We start from the raw sequence: 4854 nt of genomic DNA on the forward strand, positions 1-4854 counted from the left end.
CGCCCGCGCGAACGCGCGGCGCAGTTCATGATCCGTAACCCGAACGCCAACAGGCTTGTTCGCCGGCGTTAGAAGTATCTTGCCTTCTGTCTTATTTGCGCTTATTCGCGTTTATTTGCGGACAGGATAATCCGCTGGACAGCGATGACCGATTTTCGGACACGATCAACAAGGCCGTCAGTCTAGGGGCTGTTGCCGTTTCGTACGAGTCCGCGCCAAGCGCTGTTTTGCGGCAAGACGAGGCGGAGCACGCGCCGCGCAGTCGTTCTGCGCTAGCGTGCTAGAACGCTGGATTGCCGCAAAACAGCGCTTGTCCCGAAGGGTTGGGCCCAAAATTTGGCTATGCGGCGTTGCTCACCTTGATCGTGGCACGCCAGAGCCGCGGCTCGCGCCTTGCCTAGCCAAATTTTGGGCGCCAACGCGGCGCTCGTACGAAACGGCAACAGCCCCTAGGCGTGTATCGCACCGAGCAGGCCGGGTCGCGAGGCGCCGGTTACGCGCGGGGCGTTGCCCGGCCGGTTGGCCAGGCGTTCACGGGCCAGCCAGGCGAATGCGATCGCCTCGACCCAGTCGCCTTCGACGCCGAGATCATCGGTCGTCGCGACCCGCGCCGGCGCGACGTGTACGGCCAGGCGCTGCATTAGATGTCGGTTATGGGCGCCGCCGCCGCAGAGATAGACCGTGTCGGAAACGGGCGTCATCGTTCGTAGCCCGTCCGCGATCGTGCGTGCGGTCAGCTCGGCCAGGGTGGCCTGTACGTCCACAGCAGCTATCCGATGATCGAGAGCCGCCAGATGCTGCTCCAGCCAGGCCAGGCCGAACAGATCACGCCCGGTGCTCTTGGGTGCTGCACGCGCGAAGTAGGCATCGGTCAGCAGCTGCTGGAGCAGGGTGTCATCGATGCGCCCGGCCGCTGCCCAATCGCCGTCGGCGTCATAAGACAGGCCGCGATGGCGGTGTATCCATTCGTCCATCAGGCCATTGCCGGGACCGGTATCGAACCCGCTGATACGCATCACGTCTGTGTCCGCACCGGCGGGCAATAGGGTGATGTTGGCGATGCCGCCGATGTTGACCACGGCGCGGGCCTGATCGGGCAGACCGAACAGGGCGCCGTGACAGGCACAGACCAACGGCGCGCCCTGGCCGCCGAGTGCCAGATCCATGCTGCGAAAATCAGATACGACGATCGTGCCGGTATCAGCGGCGATACGCGCGCCGTGGCCGATTTGCAGGCTGAAGCCCAGCGTATCGTCCGGCGCGTGCCAGACCGTCTGGCCGTGGCTGCCGATGGCATCCACGCTTTCAAGCGAAACATCGGCTCGGTCACACACGGCATGCGCTGCCGCCGAGGCCCAGCGCGCCACGGCTTGATCGAGCCGGCCGTACTCAACAAACGAGAGCCGGTGATCGCCAGCGTTGGCCGCCAGCAGCGCGTCACGCAGGCCCGGCGGCGGGGGGGCGCTGTAGGTTGCCAAAACGCACAAACCCGGCCCGCTCGGGGTGAAATCGACCAGTACGGCATCCATGGCATCCACGCTGGTGCCGCTGATCAGCCCGATATAGCGGTCGCCCGAAACAGGCTCATCTCGTGACGACACCTAGCGCTCGGCGGCATCGGCCAGTTGAATATCGCGGCTCGGGGCATCGAGCGCGGCGACAAGCGGGGTGGCCGTCTTTTTGAACTGCGCCAGGGCGCTACCGGTCAACGGCGGCTCGCCGGGCAGTTTTACGGTCTGCGGGTTGCGCGGTTTGCCATCCACGCGGAATTCATAATGCACGTGCGGCCCGGTCGCCAGGCCGGTCATGCCGACATAGCCGATGACTTGGCCTTCCTTGATCTTGTCGCCGACCGACAGGCCACGGGCAAAGCGCGACATATGAGCAAAACGCATGGTGACGTGTCGATCGTGGCGCAGCTCAACCATGTTGCCATAGCCGCCGTTGCGCCCACGAAAGGTCACGCGGCCCGAGCCGGTGGCACGAATCGGCGCGCCCTGAGGTGCTGCAAAATCAGTGCCCTCGTGCCGCCGAAGCCGGTGTAGTACCGGGTGGCGACGCTTGAGATTGAACGGCGAGCTGATACGCGTGAAATCGACCGGGGCACGAACGAAAGACCGCTGCATGGGCTTGCCGTCAGGCCGATAGTACTCGCTGTGGCCGCTTGGGTCGGTATACCGAATCGCGCGAACATCGTGGGTACGGCCTTTCAGGGCAGACGCCAGAAGCGGGCCGGTTCCCACGCGTTGACCATCGCGATACAGCTCGTCGTAGGCCACGACGAAACGATCACCGGCCTGGATGTCCCGGCCGAAATCGATATCGAAGGACAAGACCTTGTTCAGCTGGGCGATCTGCTCGCGTGACAGGCCGGCCGCGACGGCGTCCTTGTAGAACGAGTGTCGTATCACGCCACGGGCATAGGCACGGCGATGCTCCAGCGCCTTGCGCGCAAGGTCCCCGGTGAATGCGTCGCCGTTGCGGGTGAGCGTGATCGTGCGCGCTGCGTCGATCGGGTAGACCAGGTTCTGTACGCGCCCGGCGGTATCGGCCTCGACTTGAAGATGCGCGCCGGCCCGCAGGCCGCGCGTGAAATAGGGGCCGAGCTCAGGCATGTGCGCGATGCGCAGCGAATCCATATAAGACAGCCCGGCCCGCTCGAAGGCCAGCGACAACGTGTCGCCTTGCTCGATATCTACCGAACGCCAGCCCGGATGCGCCGCATCGCCGATGAGATCACTCGCCGGGGCCATGGTCAGCGTATCGGCGATCGCGCGCCGGACTGTCGGTGCCCCGGGCGCTTGAGACAAGGGTTGAATCAGGTTGACCGGTCGCACGCTGGCAGCGCTCGGGCCCTGTGCCACAGCGGGTACGAGCCCTGGGCCGGTATCATCGACATAAGAGGTGGGCGCGGTGTTATCGGCCTGCTTGTTATCGTCCGGCGACGTATAGAAGCCGTACCAGACACCGGCCGCGGCCAGAGGGATAAGGCCAAACGGCAGACAGCGACGCAGCCGGCCGGGCTGTGCGCGCGGCGCTGATTCGCGCAGCCACAAGTAATCCTGATCGACCAGTCTGCCCATAGACACCGTCGTCCTGTTGGTTCGAGATGCGCAACGCCCCCTGTCGCGTCCCGCTGTTGACGCCATAAATGAGCATAGTGTCAACGGTTTGGCAACTTTTTTGATGCCCGGCGCGTTGGTCTGGAAAGCCGGGGCCTGGGGTATTGATCCGGGGCGGGGCGCAGCAAGCGCTGTAATCATCAAGCCACTTACGCGCTCGCAACCAGCATTGCTAGTCGCACGCGCATGGATGCCGGCTGCCGGATTCGGTAGCATTCCCGGCTCGCACGCGCGTGCGGGCGATCCAAATTGATATCTTCAAGCCGGCCTGATGTTTCCATCAAAACACCCGGCGATCACGGAGCAAGCGTTGAGCGAACAATCCTGGGCCGAAATCAAGCGCGGCACGGACGAGATCATCCCGGAGGCAGAGTTTCGGGCGCGTTTCGAAAACGCCGCGGTCAACGGCACGCCGCTGATCGTCAAGGCCGGTTTTGATCCCACGGCGCCCGATCTGCATCTTGGGCATACCGTTTTGCTCAACAAGATGCGCTGGCTGCAGGACATGGGCCACGACATCGTCTTTCTCATTGGTGATTTCACCGGGCGTATCGGGGACCCCACCGGCAAGAACGTCACCCGCAAACCATTGACCGAAGAGCAGGTCGAGGCGAATGCGCGGACTTATGAGGCTCAGATCTACAAGGTTCTTGATCCCGCGCGCACGCGTGTCGTGCTGAATTCATCCTGGCTGAATGAATTCTCGGCCGCCGATCTCATTCGTCTGGCCTCGTCTCATACCGTGGCTCGCATGCTTGAGCGCGATGATTTCAGCAAGCGCTATCAGTCCAACCAGCCGATCGCGATTCACGAGTTCCTCTATCCGCTGCTCCAGGGCTACGACTCCGTGGCGCTGAATGCGGATCTGGAACTCGGCGGCACGGATCAGAAGTTCAACCTGCTCATGGGGCGCCACCTTCAGCAGGCCCAGGGACAGGCACCACAGGCCGTGCTGACCATGCCACTGCTGGAGGGTTTGGACGGCGTGAACAAGATGTCCAAGTCGTTGGACAATTACGTGGGCATCGACGAAGCGCCGAACGAGCAGTACGGCAAGTTGATGTCGATATCCGACGATCTCATGTGGCGTTACTACGAGCTGCTGTCGTTCGAGCCGATCGATACCGTGGCCGACTACAAGGCTCAGGTCGCCAACGGTGAGAATCCGATGACCTACAAGCACCGCCTGGCCCGGGAGATCGTGGCCCGATTTCACGAGGATGCAGCCGCAAGCCAGGCATACGACGCGTTCGTTGCCCGGTTTTCCAACAAGATCGTGCCCGAAGATATTGCGGTCACGCCGATCGCCGTCGATGACGCTGGCATGCAGATCGCTGCATTGCTCGTCGCCTGTGGGCTGACCCAGAGCAATGGCGAGGGCATGCGCCTGATCAAACAGGGCGCGGTCCGTGTGGACGAGGCGGTAGTGACCGACAAATCCGTGTCCTACGTCGCCGGGCAAGAGCTCTTGTTGCAGGTCGGCAAGCGACGAATTGCGCGGGTTGTTCTACAGCCTGCGTAGACCGGGACGTGGAAAGCCCGGCATGACGGGCTTTCGAAACCACGGCCAACTTTTTCACAGAAACCTGTTGACCCGTGAGATTGAATCCCTAGAATACGCATCTCTCGCAACGCAGCGAGGCCCCAAACGCCGGCAACGGCGAGGCCAACCAAAGCGTTACGAGGCCAGCGAGACCGACTATTTAGATGGTTTTTCTGGGTGTTCGAAATC

The 4854-nt window shown here is 62.8% G+C and carries 3 protein-coding genes; 1 reads left to right on the forward strand and 2 read right to left on the reverse strand.

The genetic code is table 11. The annotated features are described in order from the left end of the window. Positions 1-449: 449 nt before the first annotated feature. Complete coding sequence (locus tag SAJA_RS13190; RefSeq protein ID WP_221180245.1) at positions 450-1601, reverse strand: anhydro-N-acetylmuramic acid kinase; 1152 nt, start codon at positions 1599-1601, stop codon at positions 450-452. Next, positions 1602-3083 (reverse strand): peptidoglycan DD-metalloendopeptidase family protein, encoded by a 1482-nt coding sequence (locus SAJA_RS13195; RefSeq protein WP_245963331.1) that lies wholly within the window; start codon positions 3081-3083, stop codon positions 1602-1604. Between the two features lie 310 nt (positions 3084-3393). On the opposite strand from SAJA_RS13195, the gene tyrS reads away from it, so the two are divergent. After that, positions 3394-4644 (forward strand): tyrosine--tRNA ligase, encoded by a 1251-nt coding sequence (gene tyrS / locus SAJA_RS13200; protein WP_123659137.1) that lies wholly within the window; start codon positions 3394-3396, stop codon positions 4642-4644. Positions 4645-4854 lie beyond the last annotated feature (210 nt).

It is taken from the genome of Salinisphaera japonica YTM-1 (genome assembly GCF_003788585.1).
GTDB classification, from domain to species: Bacteria; Pseudomonadota; Gammaproteobacteria; order Nevskiales; family Salinisphaeraceae; genus Salinisphaera; species Salinisphaera japonica.

Bases quoted from the DNA above. Each gene is read 5' to 3' on its own strand.
- SAJA_RS13195 (WP_245963331.1), bottom strand. From the start codon at position 3,083: ATGGGCAGACTGGTCGATCAGGATTACTTGTGGCTGCGCGAATCAGCG.
- tyrS (WP_123659137.1), top strand. From the start codon at position 3,394: ATGTTTCCATCAAAACACCCGGCGATCACGGAGCAAGCGTTGAGCGAA.